The organism is Polaribacter ponticola (genome assembly GCF_026191475.2).
Taxonomy (GTDB): Bacteria; Bacteroidota; Bacteroidia; order Flavobacteriales; family Flavobacteriaceae; genus Polaribacter; species Polaribacter ponticola.
Window position 1 is genome coordinate 793620 of sequence record NZ_JAOSLC020000003.1, and the last position, 20082, is coordinate 813701.

At 29.1% G+C, this 20082-nt stretch carries 16 protein-coding genes and 2 pseudogenes; 9 read left to right on the top strand and 9 right to left on the bottom strand.

Going from position 1 to position 20082, the window contains the following annotated elements; translation table 11 throughout:
- Positions 1–166: 166 nt before the first annotated feature.
- The 3 genes and pseudogenes from N5A56_RS08550 (at position 167) to N5A56_RS08560 (ending at position 2515) form a co-directional block, all read left to right on the top strand.
- A pseudogene (locus tag N5A56_RS08550) lies at positions 167–687 on the top strand (GNAT family N-acetyltransferase).
- 28 nt (positions 688–715) lie between these two features.
- Positions 716–1744, top strand: coding sequence for an endolytic transglycosylase MltG (gene mltG / locus N5A56_RS08555; RefSeq protein ID WP_265725076.1), 1029 nt, complete (start codon positions 716–718; stop codon positions 1742–1744).
- Between the two features lie 162 nt (positions 1745–1906).
- Positions 1907–2515: a peptidoglycan-binding protein LysM gene (locus N5A56_RS08560; protein ID WP_265725077.1), complete on the top strand. Its 609-nt coding sequence runs from the start codon at positions 1907–1909 to the stop codon at positions 2513–2515.
- On the opposite strand, the gene N5A56_RS08565 is transcribed toward N5A56_RS08560, so the two are convergent.
- The 3 genes from N5A56_RS08565 to dnaA are packed head-to-tail and all read right to left on the bottom strand — an operon-like array spanning position 2516 to position 5126.
- Positions 2516–3220 (bottom strand): SAM-dependent methyltransferase, encoded by a 705-nt coding sequence (locus N5A56_RS08565; RefSeq protein ID WP_265725078.1) that lies wholly within the window; start codon positions 3218–3220, stop codon positions 2516–2518.
- 2 nt (positions 3221–3222) lie between these two features.
- The gene (locus N5A56_RS08570) at positions 3223–3684 is read right to left on the bottom strand and encodes a low molecular weight protein-tyrosine-phosphatase (RefSeq protein ID WP_265725079.1); all 462 of its coding nucleotides are present in this window, start codon (positions 3682–3684) and stop codon (positions 3223–3225) included.
- A 14-nt stretch (positions 3685–3698) separates the two neighbouring features.
- Positions 3699–5126 (bottom strand): chromosomal replication initiator protein DnaA, encoded by a 1428-nt coding sequence (gene dnaA / locus N5A56_RS08575; RefSeq protein WP_265725080.1) that lies wholly within the window; start codon positions 5124–5126, stop codon positions 3699–3701.
- A gap of 172 nt (positions 5127–5298) precedes the next feature.
- Between dnaA and N5A56_RS08580 the strand changes: the two are divergent.
- A pseudogene (locus tag N5A56_RS08580) lies at positions 5299–5696 on the top strand (acyl-CoA thioesterase).
- Here N5A56_RS08580 and N5A56_RS08585 read toward each other — a convergent pair.
- Genes N5A56_RS08585 through N5A56_RS08605 form a run of 5 tightly spaced genes read right to left on the bottom strand, consistent with a single transcriptional unit; the run spans position 5685 to position 9286 of the window.
- Positions 5685–6296 carry an IMPACT family protein gene (locus tag N5A56_RS08585; protein WP_265725081.1) on the bottom strand — a complete coding sequence of 204 codons (612 nt, stop codon included), beginning with the start codon at positions 6294–6296 and terminating at the stop codon, positions 5685–5687. The pseudogene N5A56_RS08580 and the gene N5A56_RS08585 sit on opposite strands and share 12 nt — an antisense overlap.
- Positions 6296–7159: a GRP family sugar transporter gene (locus tag N5A56_RS08590; RefSeq protein WP_265725082.1), complete on the bottom strand. Its 864-nt coding sequence runs from the start codon at positions 7157–7159 to the stop codon at positions 6296–6298. Before N5A56_RS08590 ends, N5A56_RS08585 begins: the two co-directional genes overlap by 1 nt.
- The gene (locus N5A56_RS08595; protein ID WP_265725083.1) at positions 7156–7764 is read right to left on the bottom strand and encodes an HAD-IA family hydrolase; all 609 of its coding nucleotides are present in this window, start codon (positions 7762–7764) and stop codon (positions 7156–7158) included. Before N5A56_RS08595 ends, N5A56_RS08590 begins: the two co-directional genes overlap by 4 nt.
- On the bottom strand, positions 7757–8812 hold the full coding sequence (gene ribD / locus N5A56_RS08600) for a bifunctional diaminohydroxyphosphoribosylaminopyrimidine deaminase/5-amino-6-(5-phosphoribosylamino)uracil reductase RibD (protein ID WP_337994837.1): 1056 nt from the start codon (positions 8810–8812) through the stop codon (positions 7757–7759). The genes N5A56_RS08595 and ribD overlap by 8 nt, the downstream gene beginning before the upstream one ends.
- 9 nt (positions 8813–8821) lie before the next feature.
- Positions 8822–9286: an LEA/WHy family protein gene (locus tag N5A56_RS08605; protein ID WP_265725084.1), complete on the bottom strand. Its 465-nt coding sequence runs from the start codon at positions 9284–9286 to the stop codon at positions 8822–8824.
- A gap of 52 nt (positions 9287–9338) precedes the next feature.
- Here N5A56_RS08605 and N5A56_RS08610 point away from each other — a divergent pair, with 52 nt between their 5' ends.
- The 3 genes from N5A56_RS08610 to N5A56_RS08620 all read left to right on the top strand — a co-directional run bounded on the left by N5A56_RS08610 (position 9339) and on the right by N5A56_RS08620 (position 12361).
- Positions 9339–9830, top strand: a complete 492-nt coding sequence (locus N5A56_RS08610) for a GNAT family N-acetyltransferase (protein WP_265725085.1) — start codon at positions 9339–9341, stop codon at positions 9828–9830.
- Positions 9827–10684, top strand: coding sequence for a peptide chain release factor N(5)-glutamine methyltransferase (prmC, locus tag N5A56_RS08615; protein ID WP_265725086.1), 858 nt, complete (start codon positions 9827–9829; stop codon positions 10682–10684). The genes N5A56_RS08610 and prmC overlap by 4 nt, the downstream gene beginning before the upstream one ends.
- A 219-nt stretch (positions 10685–10903) precedes the next feature.
- Entirely contained in the window at positions 10904–12361 is a 1458-nt protein-coding gene (locus N5A56_RS08620) for a LuxR C-terminal-related transcriptional regulator (RefSeq protein WP_265725087.1), read from the top strand.
- Between the two features lie 309 nt (positions 12362–12670).
- Here N5A56_RS08620 and N5A56_RS08625 read toward each other — a convergent pair whose 3' ends face one another.
- Positions 12671–12931, bottom strand: a complete 261-nt coding sequence (locus N5A56_RS08625) for a hypothetical protein (protein WP_265725088.1) — start codon at positions 12929–12931, stop codon at positions 12671–12673.
- A 98-nt stretch (positions 12932–13029) separates the two neighbouring features.
- Between N5A56_RS08625 and N5A56_RS08630 the strand changes: the two genes are divergently transcribed.
- Complete coding sequence (locus N5A56_RS08630) at positions 13030–15411, top strand: HYR domain-containing protein (protein ID WP_265725089.1); 2382 nt, start codon at positions 13030–13032, stop codon at positions 15409–15411.
- A 114-nt stretch (positions 15412–15525) separates the two neighbouring features.
- Positions 15526–19911 carry an HYR domain-containing protein gene (locus tag N5A56_RS08635; protein WP_265726116.1) on the top strand — a complete coding sequence of 1462 codons (4386 nt, stop codon included), beginning with the start codon at positions 15526–15528 and terminating at the stop codon, positions 19909–19911.
- The last annotated feature ends 171 nt before the right edge of the window (positions 19912–20082 follow it).

Here is a 20082-nt window from a genome sequence, read left to right on the forward strand (position 1 = left end):
TTGGTTTTATACCAAATCGCTTTTAAAGTTTTATTAACTTAAAATAAATTAATGGAATTATCTGGTTATAAACTTTGATGTATTAGACAGATTGTTTTTTATTTGTTAAATTAGATGTTTAACTTAAAAAGTTAATTACATACAATTTTAATTTTAAAGTTTTAAAGTGACATTGACAGATAAGAAAATAAAATTAAGAGCTTTAGAGCCAGAAGATTTAGAGTTTTTATACCAAATAGAAAACAACGAATCTTTTTGGGAAGTAAGTCATACTCAAAAACCATTTTCAAAATTCATATTAAGGCAATATTTAGAAAATGCCCATTTAGACATTTACGAAAGCAAACAATTGCGTTTATTAATTGAAGAAGAATCTACTAAGAAACAAATTGGTATGATCGATTTGTTTGATTTTAATCCGCAACATAAAAGAGCAGGAATAGGTATTTTAATTCATCCAGATTTTCAAAAAAAGGATACGCTACAGAAGCTTTAACCCTTCTAATAAAATATACATTCTCTCATTTACAAGTACACCAATTGTATGCAAATATTACATCAGACAATTCTAAAAGTTTGTCATTATTTAAAAAACATAACTTTAAAAAAATTGGCATAAAGAAAGATTGGATCTTATCCGAAGGAAAATTTAAAGATGAAGTTTTATTTCAGTTGATAAAAGAGTAATTTTGCAATTCTTAAAAAATTAAAAAAATTGAGTAAAAAATTTATATACGCAGTTATTGCAACCATTCTTTTTGTTGGCGGAGTTATAGGTTATAATTATTATCAAAAAATATTTGGAAAAGCAATTACAAAAGATAGCGTTCTTTTTGTAAGTTCTAGTGATAGTTTAACGGATGTAAAGGATAAACTATCTGAGTTTTCTAAAAATCCGAATACTTTTCTTCTAGTAGCTGCAAAGAAAAATTTTTCGAAACCAAAATCTGGAAGATATGTTTTAACCGAAGGTATGTCTAATAACGATATTATTAACATGCTTAGAATTGGTAATCAAACACCTTTAAAAGTGTCTTTTAACAATCAAGATACATTAGAAAAGTTTGCCGAAAGAATTGCAGAACAATTAGAAATAGACTCTATTTCTGTATTGAATTCCTTTTATGACAAAGAGTTTTTATCTAAAAATAAATTAACAAAAAAATCTGTATTACAAATTTGTATACCTAACAGTTATGAGTTTTATTGGAATATTTCTGCCAATGGTTTTAGAAATAAAATGCTAAAAGAATACAATCGTTTTTGGAATACAAGTAGATTAAAAAAAGCACAAGCTTTAAAAATGACTCAAGTAGAAGTAATTGCTTTGGCTTCTATTGTACAGAAAGAAACGGCAAAAATAGTTGAACGACCTATTGTAGCTGGTTTATATTTAAATAGATTAAGAAAAGGTTGGCCACTACAAGCAGACCCAACAATTATTTACTGCATTAGAGAAGTTAAAGGACAAGATTATGTTGTAAAAAGAGTTTTAACGGCAGATTTAGAATTAAAATCGCCATATAACACTTATAAAAACAAAGGAGTTCCTCCTACGTTAATTGCAATGCCAGATATTTCTAGTATCGATGCTGTACTAAATTCTAAACAACACAAATACATGTATATGTGCGCAAGCGTTGATAAAATAGGCTATCATACTTTTGCTAGAACACTAAGTCAGCATAATAGAAATGCCGCTAAATATCATATTTGGTTAAATAAACAAGGAGTAAATAGATAAAAATCATTTCCTTAAAAAATAGCGGTTTCAATTATTTATATGATAAAAGGTAGCTATATAGTTGTTCAAAATCATCAAAAAAAGACGCTTAAACGAGTAATTATACAATTTCGACGAAAATAACGCACTGACTATCAATAGATTTATAATTATGTTCTAAATTTGCAACCGCAAAACAGAAAGATTTATATTATCAAAAAGTTTTTATTTTTAACAGGTATTTTTTTACTATTTGTAAACGCAACTTCTTCTAATAAAGAATTAGAGATTAACACACCAATACCTTACCCAAAGTTTGTAGATTATAATATTCCTTATTTACAAAATAACTTTGTAGCTTTTAAACAAGCTTTAGCTTTTAAAGAATCTCAAGGAAAATATACCGTTGTTAACACATTAGGTTATTTAGGTAAATATCAATTTGGAAAAACAACCTTAGAGCGTTTTAACATTTACAACACTAAAGAGTTTTTAAAAAACCCTGAATTACAAGAAAAAGCTTTTATCGCTTTATGTAAAGTAAATAAATGGATTTTAAGAAAAGACATTAAACGTTCTGTTGGTAAAACTATTAATGGAATTAAAATTACAGAATCTGGAATTTTAGCAGCTGCTCATTTAAGTGGAGCAGGAAACGTTAAAAAATTTTTACGAAGCAACGGTGCAAAAAATTTCTCTGACGCTTATGGCGCTTCTATAAAATTGTATTTGAGAAAATTTGCAGATTATGATGTATCAAATATAGTTGCAAACAGAAAAGCTAAAGCCTAATTATTTCTGAATAATAAAAATAGCTGGTTTTTTATGTAAATCTGGTTGTTGATGTTTCCAATCTTTTACTGTCATTGTTTTTATATATTCTGATGGTAAAGTAATATCTGCAGCAATACACAAATTAGTAGTTGGTGATAAAGCTGCTTTTAAATCGGCAAACATTTTCTCGTTTCTATAAGGAGTTTCAATAAAAATTTGAGATTGGTTTTTATCTTGTGATAATTTTTCCAAATCCTTTAAAGCTCTTTTTCTATCGCCTTTATCAATTGGTAAATAGCCATTAAATGCAAAGTTTTGACCATTCATGCCAGAGCTCATCATTGCCATTAAAATAGACGAAGGCCCAACTAATGGAACCACTTTTATATTTTTTTGATGTGCTAATTTAACAATAGTTGCTCCTGGATCTGCAACTGCAGGTACACCAGCTTCAGATAATAAACCAACATTAATACCTTGTTGGCAAATATCTAAATATTTACTAGTTTCTAACTCTTCTGCATATTTATCTAACAACATAATATGTAAAGAAGGTTGTTGTTTTTTTGGAGTTATTTTTTTTATAAATCTTCTCGCAGACTTTTCGTTTTCTACAATATAGTAATCTATTTCTTCTACCACTTTTTTTACAGACAAAGGCATTACTTCTAAAGGTTCAGTTTCACCTAAAGTTGTAGGAATTAAATAGAGTTTACCAATCATTTTTATCGTCTTAAAGTCAATTTATTTACTATTACCTCGCAAGCTTCATCCAACATTAAATATACGTTTTCAAAACCTTGATTACCTCCATAATAAGGATCTGGCACAGATAAGTTTTTATTAGGATGTGTTTCATTTAAAATCATCTTAACTTTATCCTTATCAAATTTATCTCTTGCTAAGATTAAAATATTTTGATAATTACTTTCATCCATAGCATAAATATAATCAAAAGCATCAAAATCTTTAACTGTAAATTTTCTAGCTCTTTGGTTGGTTATATCTATTTTATATTTTCTAGCAACCTCAATAGAGCGCTCATCTGGAAGATTACCAACATGATATGCAGCTGTACCAGCAGAATCTACAAATACATTTTGAGAATTAATTTTTGATTGTAAAATACCTTCTGCTAATGGCGAACGGCAAATGTTCCCCAAGCAAACCATTAGTACTTTTACCATTATAAAATATTTTTTTAGAACGTTAACTTCTTAGTTAAATCGTCTACATATTTTCTAAATTGCTTATCAGTTTCGGTAAGATTGTCTACTGTTTTACAAGCATGTAAAACGGTTGCATGATCTCTTTGTCCAATTTGATTTCCAATACTTGCTAAAGATGTTTTTGTTAATCTTTTAGCAAAATACATAGCTAATTGTCGCGCCTGAACAATATGTCTTTTTCTAGTCTTAGATTGTAAAGTAGCTACATCCATATCAAAATACTTAGAAACTTCTTTCTGAATATAATCGATTGAAACTTCTTTCTTGGTATTCTTTACAAACTTATCTACAATCTGTTTTGCCAATTCAATAGAAAATTCTCTTCTATTAAATGATGCTTGTGCAATCATAGAAATTACAACACCTTCTAATTCTCTAACATTAGACTTAATGTTCTTAGCAATATATTCTACAATTTCTTCTGGCATTTCTACACCATCTCTATACAATTTATTTTGTAAAATAGAAATTCTAGTTTCGTAATCTGGTGCTTGTAATTCTGCAGATAACCCCCATTTAAAACGAGATAATAAACGCTGCTCTATATCTTGCATATCTACAGGAGCTTTATCAGACGTTAAAATTACTTGCTTTCCGTTTTGATGTAAGTGATTAAAAATATGAAAGAATACATCTTGCGTACCTGCTTTACCAGATAAGAATTGTACATCATCTATAATTAAAACATCTATCATTTGGTAGAAATGAATAAAATCATTTCTAGTATTCGATTTTACAGAATCTATAAATTGTTGTGTAAATTTCTCAGAAGAAATATACAAAACAGTTTTGTCTGGATATTTATCTTTAATATCTACACCTATAGCATGACCTAAATGAGTTTTACCTAAACCAACGCCACCATAAATTAATAATGGGTTAAAAGAAGTTCCTCCTGGTTTATTTGCAACTGCCATACCTGCAGAACGAGCCAACCTGTTAGAATCACCTTCAATAAAATTTGCAAAACTATAATTTGCATTTAATTGAGATTCTATTTTAACTTTTTGTAAACCTGGAATTATAAATGGGTTTCTTAATTCCCTTTTACTAGAATCTTTAGGTACAGTAACTTTTTGAGGTTTTAATGGATCTCTATTTGAACTAGGTATTTTTACAACTTGTGGTCTATTACTACTGTAAGTATTTTCCATTTTCACATCATAAATCAATTTAGCATCGCTACCTAATTGTTTTATTAATGCAACTCGCATTAATTTAATGTAATGCTCTTCTAACCATTCGTAAAAAAATTTACTAGGTACTTGAATCGTTAACGCTTCTCCGGAAAGTTTTACAGGTTTAATTGGTTCAAACCAAGTTTTATAAGCTTGTGGTTTAAGATTGTCTTTTATAAAAGATAGACAATCAGCCCAAACGGATTCAGCAGTATGATTCATTTATTTACTAGGTAATTTTTTTGGTTGTAATTTAGGTAAAAAACCTATTTTTTAACTCCTTTTCTAAAGCCATACAAAAGTGTGAATAAAATTCAGTATAAAAAAATCAATTCGCTATTGATTATTAACTATTTTTAACGTACACTAGCTAAATCAAAAACGTTTAAAACTATTGAAAAAATCATCAACAAAAACTAGAGTTCGGTATTCAGAAACCGATCAAATGGGAGTGGTTTACCATGGAAACTACGCACAATACTTCGAACTCGGAAGAACCGAATAGCTTCGTAATCTGAATGTTACATACAAAGATATGGAAATTAGTGGGATAATGCTTCCTGTTATTTCTCTAAGTTGTAATTTTATAAAATCGGCTAAATATGACGACATGCTAACTATAGAAACTTTTCTAAAAAAAAGCCAATGGTTAAAATTGAATTTGATTATAAAATAACCAACCAAAATGACGAATTAATATGTACTGGGAGTTCTGTTTTAGCATTTATGAACATGAAAACAGGAAAACCTACAAGATGCCCTGATTATTTATTAAATAGCTTAGGCTTCTAATTTCTTAATGTTAACTTTGTATAAATTATCAAAAATTTCGAAAATCATTTGAGCATCTTTTTTTCTAATAGAAATTACATATTCGCAATCCATTTCTAATTTTTGTGAAACAATCTTTAAGTTTTTCTCTTTAACAACTCTCATCACCTTGTTCATTAAATCGTATTGAAAGTTAAGCTTAAAAAAGACATCAACTGTTTTTTCTATAATTTCAGATACTTGTAAAGTAATTTCTGCTGATGTTTTATATGCGTTTATTAAACCTCCAACACCTAATTTTGTGCCGCCAAAATAACGAACAGAAACAATTAAAACATTGGTTACTTCAAAAGATTGAATTTGACCATAAATAGGCATTCCTGCAGAGTTATTAGGCTCACCATCATCATTAGCTCTAAATTTTATTTGCTCTACTCCTATTTGATATGCATAACAAAAATGGCGTGCAGAATGATGTTTCTTTTTTAAAAGATCTAAACTACGCCTAACATCATCTTCATTATTTACAGGAAAAGCATAACCAAAAAACTTACTATTTCTGTCTTTAAACAGTGTTTCTTCAGATGCTTTTGTTATTGTTTTATAGCTATCTTTTTCCATTAAGCCAAAGCTACAATTACAATTCCTACAATTGCCAAGGCAACACCAATTTTATTTTTAGTACTAAATTGTTCTTTAAATAATAGAATACCAACTATAGTAGAAACAACAACGATACCCACATTATTAATTGTAAACAAAGTAGAACTTTCAAAACCTTTTGTTTGAAGTGCTTTTATTAAAAATACAATCGAAAAATAATTAGGAATTCCTAAAACAATACCAGCTATAATATTTTTAACACCAAAAGGTTCTCTCTTTTTTATTGATTTAATTAGCAATATAATCAACCCGAAGAAAGCAGCAATTCCAAATAAACTTCCTGAAAAAATGGAAACCTCATTTTCTGGTACATACATAACCTCAACATACTTTAAAGTAGTATCTATAACTCCAGATCCTAAAAAAAGTAAAATAGGAAACAAAAGTCCAGCTTTTTTATTTTCTGATTTCTCTTCTTTTACAGATGCTAAATAAACCGCGACTAGCGCAATTATAATACCTACAAATTTTAAAACTGTAACAGACTCATTATACAAAAAAATTCCAAAAAAAACAGGTATAACTACAGACATTTTACCTGCAACAGAAGTAACAGAAACCCCGTTTCTTTGTGCTGTCATAGCCATTACAAAAAAAATAGAAACAAATAATGCTCCTAAAAAAACAGCTCCTAAAAACCAAGGCTTATTCGGTATTTCTACTATAGAAAAGCTATTTTCTGCAAACGCAAAACCCATTGTAAAAGCTACAATATAATTAACAAAAATTGCTTTTAAAACGTCTACTTTAAAAATACCAAAGTATTTAAAAATAACAAATAATCCGGTTGAAAAAAGAATACTTAAAAGTAAGTGAATCAATTTATTTTGTTTTTAATGAATAATTCTGTTACATCATCTTTTCCTGGAATTAAATTCCAAACATGAATACCAAGTTCGTTTGCAGCATCTGTATTTTCTTTTAAATCATCTACAAAAAAAGTTTCTTCAGCAATTAAATTATTTTCATTTAAAACAAACTCATAAATTTCTGAATCTGGTTTTCTAAAATTAATTTCGTGCGATAAATAAAACTGCTCAAAACTGTTTTTAAACTCGTTATAAAAAACTTCTCCTAATGAGTTTTTAATCCATTTAATATGTAAATCATTTGTATTACTTAATAAAAATAATCTGTACTTTTCACTAGAAGATAATTCTTTTAAAAAATCTAATCGTGTTACAGGAAAATCTAATAAAACAGCGTTCCAAGCATTTATTAGATCATTTTTAGGAATTTCAAATTTTTTGTAAAAAAACTCAATGAATTTTTCTGTATTCAGTAACCCTTTTTCATAGTTATGATACACTTTAATCATTTCATCAGAAATCTTTGTAACACCTAAAGATGCCATTGCTTTATAAGTTCCTTGTTTATCTAAATTGATAAAAATATCTCCAAAATCGAAGATGATGTTTTTAATCATTTCTGTATATTTTTAAAACGTCTTTTTTAATTTTTGATTCTGAATAAGTGTCCGCTTTAAATAATGGTGCTCTTATTCCTTTTTCAAACAAAGTTTCTCCTACAAAAACCTTAGCTTCATCCCATAAATTAGCATCAATAAAAGTTTGAAGAGTCTTTGCCCCTCCTTCTACAATAACAGATTGTATTTGATGTTTATGCAGCACTTTACAAATTTCACTTGCAATATTATTTGAAAAGTCAATTGTTTCAAAAAACAAATTTTTATGCAAAGTGTTGTTTGAGTTTTTCTGCTTAGTAATAATTATTGTTTTTACACTTTTATCAAATATATTTACATCTTTACGTATTCTCAAACTTTTATCTAAAACTACTCTTACTGGATTATTACCTGTCCAACTTCTTACATTAAGTTTAGGATTATCTGCAAAAACTGTATTTGTACCCACCAAAATAGCATGCTCTTCACTTCTAAATTTATGCACTAATTGTTGTGAAATTGAGTTTGAAATCCATATTGGTTTTTGCTCATCTTTAACTAAAGGAGCTATAAATCCATCGCTCGTTTCTGCCCATTTTAATACAATATATGGTCTTTTCTTTTCTTGTACAGTAAAAAAACGTCTATGATGCTTTCTACATTCTTCTTCTAAAACACCCACATAAACATTAATGCCAGCTTTTTTTAAAATTTTAACCCCTTTACCAGCTACCAAATTATTAGAATCTAAACAACCAATTACTACATTTTTAATTTGATGTTTTACAATTAGATTTGCACAAGGTGGAGTTTTTCCAAAATGAGAACAAGGCTCAAGTGTTACATATAATGTAGCATCTTTTAAAATAGTTTTATCTTTTACAGAATTTATAGCATTAACTTCTGCATGATTTTCACCATAATTTGACGTATAACCTTCTCCTACAATTTTATTATTATAAACCACTACCGCTCCAACACTGGGATTAGGACGTGTTGTTCCTATACCATTATTTGCTATTTGTAAGCATCTTTTTATGTATAATTCTTGTTTAATAACCTTAGTAATTTAGATAAATTAGAATTTTATTTTTAAATCTTCTGTTTTATTAATTAAAAACTCTTTTTTTAAGCCAAAAACTGCATACTTTAAATTCCCTTTAAATTGAATTCTCACTTTTTTTGTTAAAATAGAATTTAATAAACCTCCCAAAACACCATTCTTATTACTCTCAAAAATACGCTTAGCCGGAATAACTACTTTTAAAGGTATTGAGAATTCATCTCTTGCTGGCACTTTAAATTCATCAGATGAAACTTGTGCTATTTCTGTTCCATTAACTATCACTTTTATTTCATCTGTAGAAATACTACCTCCAACATCATTTGGGTTTTTAAAAAAAGCTTTCGCTTCTAACCGAATAGTATCAGATGCAAAACTAATAACCTTAACATCATCAACCTTTAAAAATACTGGAGGTTTCTTTACAGAACAAGTAAAAAAAATTAAAGTTAAGGCTAGAAAATAGAATCCTTTTTTCATAAAAAATATTTAAAAAATTAGGTAACTTGCTCCTGCAAAAATACAGTAATAAATGACAAGTAAAGATTTTATCATTAGAGAAATTAAAGAAGAAGATAATCTACAAATTGCGAAAGTAATAAGAGAAGTTTTAGTAGAGTTTGGCGCTCCAAAAGTTGGAACTGCGTATGAAGACAAAGCTACTGATGAAATGTTCGAAAACTTCAATAAAACCTCTTCCATCTACTATGTTATTGAACATAATAACTTAATTGTTGGTGGAGCTGGAATAGCTCAGTTAGATAATTTTGATGGCAAAATTTGTGAACTTCAAAAAATGTATTTTTTACCAATTACAAGAGGTAAAGGATTAGGATCTAAATTAATAAATACATGTTTAAACAAAGCTAAAGAATTAGGTTTTACAGACTGTTATTTAGAAACTATGCCTTATATGAATGCTGCTAGAGCTTTATATAAAAAAAATGGTTTTGTGAGCTTAGAAAAACCAATTGGAAACACAGGTCATTATTCTTGTAATGTTTTTATGCTTAAAAAATTATGATTTTAAAAAACTTTAAAGAACTTCTTAAATGCTCATTAGAAAGCATTTATCCAGAAACTGAAACTGATTCTTTTTTCTTTTTATTGATAGATGAATATCTAGACTTACAAAGGATTGATTTTACTTTAAATCCAGATTTTTTAATAACTAAAAGCAAACTACAAATCTTAAATAATGCTTTAGAAAAATTAAAAAATGAAGAACCAATACAATATATTATTGGGAAGACAGAATTTTATGGATACCCATTTTTAGTTGATAACAATACTTTAATTCCTAGACCAGAAACAGAGGAATTAGTAGAATGGGTAATTTTTGAAGCAACAAAATTTAGCTCTAAAAATTCTTTAAAAATTCTTGATATTGGTACAGGAACTGGTTGCATACCAATTTCTATAGCCAAGAAACTTCCAAATGCTTCAATTACTTCAATTGATGTTTCTCCTCATGCATTAAAAATTGCTAAAAAAAATGCTGAGTTAAATAATGTGAAAATAAATTTTATTGAAGCTGATATATTAAAAACTGTAACATTACCAGAAAAATTTGATATCATTGTTTCAAACCCTCCTTATGTTAGAGAGCTAGAGAAAAAAGAAATTCAAAATAACGTTCTACAAAACGAACCTCATTTAGCCTTGTTTGTCTCAAATGAAAACCCATTAATTTTTTATGAGAAAATTGCAGATTTAGCAACTCAACATTTATCTAAAAACGGACTTCTTTTCTTTGAAATTAACCAATATTTAGGAAAAGAAACTCAACATTTACTAGAAAAAAAACAGTTTATTAATATTGAATTAAAGAAAGACTTATTTAAAAATTATAGAATGATAAAATCATCACGAAGTTAATTATCTTGAAATCAATACACTACATAAAAGGGTTAGAAAAACAACCCCTTAAATATCTGGTTAAAGAAATAGAATTAAAAAAAAATCTATTTTTACTTAACCAAACTAACTATGAAATGAGAACTATTTTAAAAAAGAAAAAGAATTCTCCCCCTAATTTATTTAATAATTTAATTTTAGATTACCTGTAGTTTTTTACTAAACCAAACTTAAAAAACTATGTTAATCAAACAATTAAAAGCATTATTGCTTTTTATTGGTTTTTGTATAACTTCTCCCTATCAATGCATTTCCCAGAATACAATAAAAAGTAATTCGGAAGCATTTTCTTTAACATATTTTAAAGAAGATATTAGCCTCTCTAGAAACGAAATAACTTCTAAGAGATTTACTACTATGCCCAAAAGTTCTAGTTTTGGTGTAAAAAATGGAACTTATTGGTTTAAATTAACGATAAAAAAAACAGAATATTCTACTAATTTAATCTCTTATATCCCAACTCATAACATTGGTTTTATAGAAGTTTATCAATTAGAAAATCAAAATTTAAAATACATAACCTCAACGGGAAATAATGTTGCTAGAAATAATTTACCTTTAGATTATAAATTCCCCTCCTTTAAAGTTAATTCAAAGAAATTAAATGACAATACCTACTTCTTAAAAGTCTTATTCCCAAAAGAAGCAAACTTTCCATTAAAAATTAAATCCGAAAAGAAATTTTTAAGCTATTTATTAGAAAAGAAAACTATTAACAGTTTATACTACGGAACTTGTATAATTATACTTTTAATGAATATTTTTTTCTTTATTAAATTTAAAGATAAAACATATTTGTATTATACATTGTTCCTTTCTTCTTTGGGTATTAATTTCTTACTATATGATGGATCTTTGATACATCTTTTTAGAGGAAATAGTTTTTATTACAAATTAGAACTCATTATACATTTAACTAACGAAATTTGGTTTATTCTTTTCTCTATAAGTTTTTTAAACCTAAATATTAGAATTCCAAAAATTACCAAATCCTTTTTTATCTTCCCAATAATAGTTATTTTACTATATAGCTGTTATTTAATAACAAACAATTTTTATTTTATAGGAATAGCGGATACTATAGGAATTTCACTTTTTCCTATCTTATGGTTTTTTGGACTTCTTTATTACAAAAAAATACCTTATGCCAAATTTTATGTTTTAGGCTATCTATTAATAATTCCCTTTGCAGTTTTCTTTATAATTGGTTATCCATCTGGATTTTGGGAAGTTCACGGAGATATGCTTATTGTAAAGATTGCAAGTTGGTTAGATATCATTGTTTTTACTTACGCTATAAGCTATAGATTAAAAACAAAGTTTGAAAATAACAATTTAAATATTAAGCAACTTAAGATTGATATTGAAGTTGCAAAAAACAAACTAGCTTCAAAAAACAATTCGATAAATCCTTACTTAGTATTACTTAACGAGAATGAACTTACAAGTAAGCCACTTACTTTGAGAGAAATTGATATTTTAAAACATCTTAATGAAGGTTTTAATAATAAAGAAATAAGTGAAAAATTATTCATATCTCCAAATACTGTAAAACATCATATTAGAAACATTTACATCAAAATTAATGTTAACAGTAGAACTAGTTTAAAAGAAAAAACATTTAAGCTAGTTTATTGATTACTAACTAAATACACCAAGGTATTAGAAAAACTACCCGCTATTTTTTTGATTTTCTTTTTATTTTTCTTCAAATTTACTAGATAAAAGCTAACTGCTTTTTTTAACCTAACTAACTTAAACTTTAAAAAAATGAAAAAAAATCTACTACTATTAATGTACCTATTATGCTCAATTAATATGATTGGGCACGAAAAAGAAAGTGTAGAATATCTTTCTAAAAAAAATAACACCTAACTATTCAATAACAAAAATTAAAGACGCCCAATGGATAAAAAGTACTACAGTTAACAATGTTGATTTTTATCATCAAATAGTTACTTGTGGTAATAAAAAAGCTGTTTTACTAAGATTCGAAAATAAAAATAATTTTAATGTAGAAGTTTCTTGGAAAGAGTTAATTACAATAGAAGAACAATTTACCTCGGATAGTAAACTAGAAACCAAAACCCTAATTATTAACCCAGGAATTACAGAACCATCTAGCTGTTCTGACAATAGTAAAAGTTTACTTATAATTTTAGCTACAGAAGTTAACCCAACATTTGTAGCTAGTATAAATGGTTTCAACTTTGAAGATATAAAAATTAAAGAATTAAACTAATAAAATCAAGAAAATGAAATATTCAAAATTAATTATATTCAAAAAAATCTTGATTACTTTTTCAATGATTTTTTTAACAGGGTTTGCATTTCAAACAAATGCGCAGTCTGGAAAAGACAGTAAAGGAAAAGATTTTTGGCTTACATTTCCAGAAAACTTGGGAGGGGAAGCTAAACTTTATATCTCAAGCGAAGTTAATACAAATGGAAACATTTCCATTTCTGGTATTAATTATAATCAAAATTTTACAGTAACTGTAGGTAATATTACTACAATTAATTTACCGGCAAACGTATTCTTAACCAACTCCACAAGTATTGAAAACAAAGGTATTCATGTTACCTCTAATGATGAAATAACCGTTTACGGCATGAATATAAGAAGTGCTACTTCAGATGCATACTTAGGTTTACCTACAGATGCACTTGGAAAAGAATATTCTGTTATGACTTATACTGGCTTAAGCAGTTACGGAAGTCAAATAGCAATTATTGGAACCGAAAACGCTACCTCTGTAAGTTTTAAATTAAAAACTACTGTTGGTAGTTATGCGGCTGGTACTAATTACACAATAAATTTAAATAGTGGTCAAACTTTTTATTTAAAAGCTAGCGCAAATACAGACTTAACTGGTTCTGAAATTAGTTCTACAAAACCTATAGCTGTTTTTTCTGGTAATCAATGTGCAAATGTACCAACAACATCTTATGCTTGTGATCATTTAGTAGAACAAATGCCTCCTAAAGATGGATGGGGAAAAAACTTTATTAGCGTTCCTTTAAAAACTAGAAGTGGAGATACTTTTAGATTTTTAGCAGGAACAAACGGAACTACAGTCTCTGTAAACGGTAGCACAGTTGCTACCCTAAATAAAGGAGATTTTTATGAAAACATTTATACAACTTCTTTAAACATTACAGCTTCAGAACCTATTTTAGTAGCACAATTTGCAAATGGAAGCTCATATGATGGCGCAAACTCAGACCCAATGATGATGCTTATTCCTCCTTTTGAACAGTTTTTAGGCGCATACACAGTTAACACACCTTCAAATGGATTTGCTTTTAATTTTGTAAATATTGTTGCATCTAATTCTACAGTTGGAACAATCAAATTAGATGGAAACACAATAAACCCAGCACTTTTTACTCCAATTGGGTCTACAGGTTTTTCCGGAGCTCAAGTTAACTTAACAATAGGAACTCATAATTTAACAAGTAATGGATTACCTTTCGGTGCATTCGTATATGGTTTTAACAACTACGATTCTTATGGTTATCCTGCAGGAGCTTCATTCTCACCTATAGCAACAGTTAACAGCATCTCTATTTCACCTAAAACAGGTAACGAAACCGTTGATATAAGCACCTGCTTTCTAGCTAAAGTACTAGATCAATATGGAGATCCTGTAATTGGGGTAAGAGTAGATTTCTCCATTTCTGGAGTTAACCCAACTCAATCTGGGTTTGCTAATACAGACAATAATGGGGTAGCTACTTTTTGTTATGGTGGAGATAATTTTGGGAATGACACTATTGAAGCTTCGGTTGGAACTCTTTCAGATTCCGCTACTTTTGTTTGGAATCAATTACTAGTTGCACCAAATGTTAATTGCCCAGAAAACATCATCGTTTCTAGTACCCCTGGAGAAGCAGGTTCTATTGTTACATTCTTAGCTACAGAAACAATTGGTGTGCCAGAATCTACAATCTCATATTCACAAAATTCTGGAACATTTTTTCCTATTGGAGAAACAGAAATTACAGTAACGGCTTTAAACTCAGTGGATACTTCTAATTGCACCTTTACAATTACTGTTTTAGATAATGAAACTCCTACCATAAATTACCCAACTAATATTGTAGTTGATAGCGACTATGGTATTTGTGGAGCAATTGTAAATTTTGAAGCTATAGCAACAGATAATTCTGGAAACGCAACTATTTCATACAACTTACAACCTGGAAGCACTTTCGGATTTGGAGAAACTATTGTTACTGCAACCGCTACAGATAGCGCTGGAAATTCTACAGACTGTAGTTTTAGCATTACAGTTACAGACACTCAAGAACCAAGTATAACAAGTCCTTTTGATATAACAACAAATGTAGATTCCAATATTTGTGGTGCAATTGTAAATTATAATACCCCTACAGCCAATGATAATTGCGGTACAGGTTCTCCTCCTACTTCTTTAGCAAATCATACTTATAAAGGATCTTTAAACGGGCATACATATTTTTTATCAAATATTCCAACTACCCCAGAAGTTGCACATGCTAATGCAATTGCTGCTGGAGGTCATCTAGTTACAATTTCAAATGCTGCAGAAAATTTATTTGTATCACAATTTAACTCAGGAAGAATATGGATTGGTCATACAGATAGGGATACCGAAGGACAATGGAAATGGATAAACAACGAACCTGTTAGCTATACAAATTAGGCAAATGGAGAGCCTAATAATTATGGAGGCGAAGAAGATTGGGCTGTTATAAATTGGAGTGGAAATAATCCGGATTGGAATGATTGGTACTTTAACTCTACAGCGTATTATGCTATAGAATTCGATGGAGGTACTTTACCAACCTCTTTAACTTCTGGCCCTGCATCAGGTGAGGTGTTTCCTGTAGGAACAACAACCGTTACCTACGAAGCCGTAGATCCTGCAGGTAATAGAGTTGAAACTTCTTTTGATGTTACAGTTATAGACAACATAAAACCCACAGTTATTACACAAGACATATCAATTGATCTTGATGCAAACGGAAACGCATTTTTAACTAGCGACATGATAAATAATGGGTCAAATGATGAATGTGGTATTGCGACTTTAGAAATAAATAAAACTGAATTTAATTGTTCTAATGTTGGCTTAAACCAAGTAATATTAACAGTAACAGACATTAACAACAATACAGCTTCTTCAACAGCTAATGTGATGATTAATGACAATACTATACCAACTATCATTACACAAGATATAATTGTACAATTAGATGAAAATGGATTAGCTACAATTACAACTGATATGGTTGATAATGGTTCTAGTGATATTTGTGGTATTGCCAGTTTAGCATTAAATAACACTAATTTCACTTGTGCAGATATAGGTATAAACGAAGTTATATTAACAGCTACTGATAATAACGGAAATACAAGTTCTTTATCTGCAAATGTTACAGTAAATGACAATACATTACCAACAATTACAACTCAAAACATTTCTATTGATCTAAATGCAAACGGAATTGCATCAATTACAACAGACATGATAGATAATGGTTCAAATGATAATTGTGGTATTGCGGATTTAGCTTTAAATATTTCAAGCTTTTCTTGTGATAATATAGGTTTAAATCAAGTAATCTTAACAGGAACTGATAATAATGGAAACACGAACTCATCAACTGCGAATGTTACAATTAATGATGCAACAAATCCAACTGTAATAACTCAAGACATCTCAATTAATTTAGATGATAATGGAGAAGCCATAATCACTGCAGACATGATTAACAAAGGCTCTAATGATGCATGTGGAATTCTATCTTATAATTTAGATACGACTACTTTTAATTGTGCAAATATTGGCAATAATATTGTTACGTTAACAGTTACAGACACTAATAATAATGTAGCTTCCTTAACCGCTAATGTGTTTGTAAACGACACAACAAGTCCAACCGTAATTACACAAAATATTACGGTGGAATTAGTTGAGAATGGTAATGCCTCTATTACACCAGAAATGATAAATAATGGGTCTTTTGATAACTGTGAAATAGCTTCACTAACAACAGATATAAAAAATTTATCTTGTGAAAACATTGGTGAAAACACAGTACATCTTTTTGCTACAGATTCTTCAGGAAACTCAAATTCCGATTCAAGCAGAACTATACCTTCAAATTTAATAGGACATTGGACTTTTAACGAAGGTAGTGAACTTAAAGATTTAACAGGCAATTGGGGAGATTTAATAGTATCTGGAAATGCATCTATTGCTAATGGAGAATTGGATGTAAATAATGGAGGAATGGCAAGAACATCTTCATACTCTGGTCCAGATATTAGAAATAAAACACTTGTGTCATTCCTTACGCTTGATGATATCAATTTAAGATCTGGATCTGCTATTACGTTAGACAACACTATCATAGATGAATTTGACGGTATTATCTTTGGAGAACAACAACCCAATAAATGGATGAATGGAAGTAATAATTTTAGAAGAACACAAGCATTAAACCCCGGTTTTGCAGAAACAGTTGCAAATCAAAAAATAATGGTTGCTATTACTTATGAAAAAGGGAAGAAAGAAGTAATAATTTCGTTTTATAGAAATGGATTATTATACGGTTCGTATAATATTGGTAACTATGCGTCATGGACTGCTAATAATTCAGAAATTTTGTTTGGAGCAAGACATTTTGTAAACAATAGACAAATTGGTTCGTTAGACGCCCATATTGATGAAGCAATGATTTTTAATAAAACATTAACTGCAGAAGAAGTAGAAGCTCTTTATCAAGGAAACAACAATACTGGAACTCCAGCAACCGTAACTGTAGTAGATAACATTGCACCAACTGTTATTACACAAAACATTTCAATTCAGTTAGATGAAAATGGAAATGCTTTTATTACTCCAGAAATGGTAGATAATAATTCTTTTGACAATTGCGCAATTAATACTTACTCTTTAAGTAAAAATAGTTTCGATTGTACTAATGTTGGAGATAACATAATTACTCTAACTGTAGTAGATGTTAACGGAAACACCTCTTCTAAACAAGCAACCGTAACTGTTAGCGACGTAACTGCTCCAATAGCTTTAGCTCAAAATATATCAATTGATTTAGATGAAAATGGAAACGCATCAATTACCCCTCAAATGATAAATAATGGTTCATCAGATGCTTGTCCAATTATTTTAACTCTAGACAACACAACCTTTAGTTGCGCTAATGTTGGCTTAGAAAACATTGTTACTTTAACAGTAACTGATGCAAGTGGAAATACTTCAAGTACAACTGCAATTGTAGATGTAAATGATGTTACTGCACCAACAGTAATTACACAAGATATTACCATTTTTCTAGATGAAAACGGTACAACTTCTATTATTGCAGAAGACATAAACAATAATTCTAATGATGCTTGTGGAATAGAAAGCATAGCAATAGATATTAATAGCTTTGATTGCGAAAATCTTGGAAACAATACAGTAACATTAACAGCTATAGATGTTAACGGTAATTCAGCTTCAAACACTGCAATTGTTAATGTAGTAGATAACATTGCTCCTATTGTTGGCACACAAGACATATCTGTAACTTTAGATGCAAACGGAAATGCTACAATAATACCAGAAGATGTATTAATTCTATCAGAAGATGATGTAGAAAGAGGAGATAGCTGTACCGTTTCGGATGCAGAAGAACATGCAATGTATTTAGATGATTACAAAAAACACGGTCATAACCAACATAAATCTGACTCTAAAAACAATCGTGGAAAACGTTGCCATTCTCATAGCCATAGAGATAAAGATGCTGTCTTTTCTTTTGATGAAAGCCAAGGAACTATGATTAAAAACCTTGATGGCACAGCAACTGTAACTGGAATTCTAGTAAATATAAATGATTCTGATGATAAATGGTCTGTAACAATTAACCTAGAAAACCCTAGAAACTGGAACGAATGGTCTTCATTAAAAAGAAAATGGAGTGGTTCTAAAAGAAAAGTTGGTTACAGCTATAAAGATTGGATGTATTATGAACTTGCCGAAGGCAGTAAATTAACTGGTATTGGGTCTAATACAGGCTTAGAAACTTCATTAAATCAAAAATCTAGTAAATACGGATTTCAACTTGGAGATAAAGCCAATTTAGAAAATGGAAATTACGGATTAAGCGGATCTTTCTATTATAAAAATAGTAGAGGCAAAAAAGAAAAAGGAGAATTTAATTTAGATATTTTAGATTGCAACATCTTACCTGTACCAGAAGGAACAATAATTTCTAGCGATAATTGCGCTATAGAAAGCTATTCTTTAAGCACAAGCAGTTTTGGATGTGATAACTTAGGAGAAAACATTGTACAAGTTTCTGTAACAGACCAAAGTGGTAACACTACTACAAAAGATGTTACAATTAATGTTTTAGGAGAAACTCCAACAATTTCAATTCCAGACTTTACATCTGTTAAAGGTCAAAAGGAAAACACAGTTTACTTAGGCTATAAAGAGAGTATACATTTATGCCCAACTGTAAGTGGTGGAACAGGGTTTACTTATGAATGGACAGATGAAAACGGAACAATTTTCTCTACTGAGGCTAATCCAAAAGTAAGTCCAACTATTACAAGTACTTATTCAGTAACCGTTACTAATTCAAATGGTTGTACGGCAACAGATTCTATAGAAGTTTGTGTTATCGATGCTAGATCTAAAGATAGATGGGGAAGATACAATGGTAAAGTAAATATTTGCCATCATGCTAGACATTACCATGGAAATCATTGCTCTAAAAGCGGAAAGCACTCTTCGCATCACGGAAATAAAGATAAATTGATCTCTATAAGTAAATATGCAGTTAAAGCTCATTTATGGCATGGTGATGTATTAGGTGGTTGTGAAGAAACTTGTATTACGGGTGAAGAAGAGGAAGAAGAAGTGTTAACACCAACAGTTTCTATGTATCCGAACCCTTCTAATACGGGTAAATTTGATGTAGAACTTAAAAACTTCACAAATAAAGCTACAATTAAAATTTACAATTTTTATGGAAGATTAATTCAATATAAAAATGTTAATCCACAATCTAACATTGTAAGCATAAAAATGGGAGATTATAGATTAAGAAGTGGTAATTATGTTGTAAAAGTATATTCTCAAGGTAAAATTTACACTAAAGTTATGATTATCAATAAAAGACACTAAAAGTTTTAAAATCAACAATAATCTTACATAAGATTACTTTAATATTTTAGAGAAGTTTTTAGGGAATTTATCTAAGTTAAAAACAGGTTAAGCATATACTTAACCTGTTTTGTTTTATCTAAAAAATAAACTAAAATCATTTGTTAAAATAAATTTAAATTAGCTAAAAAT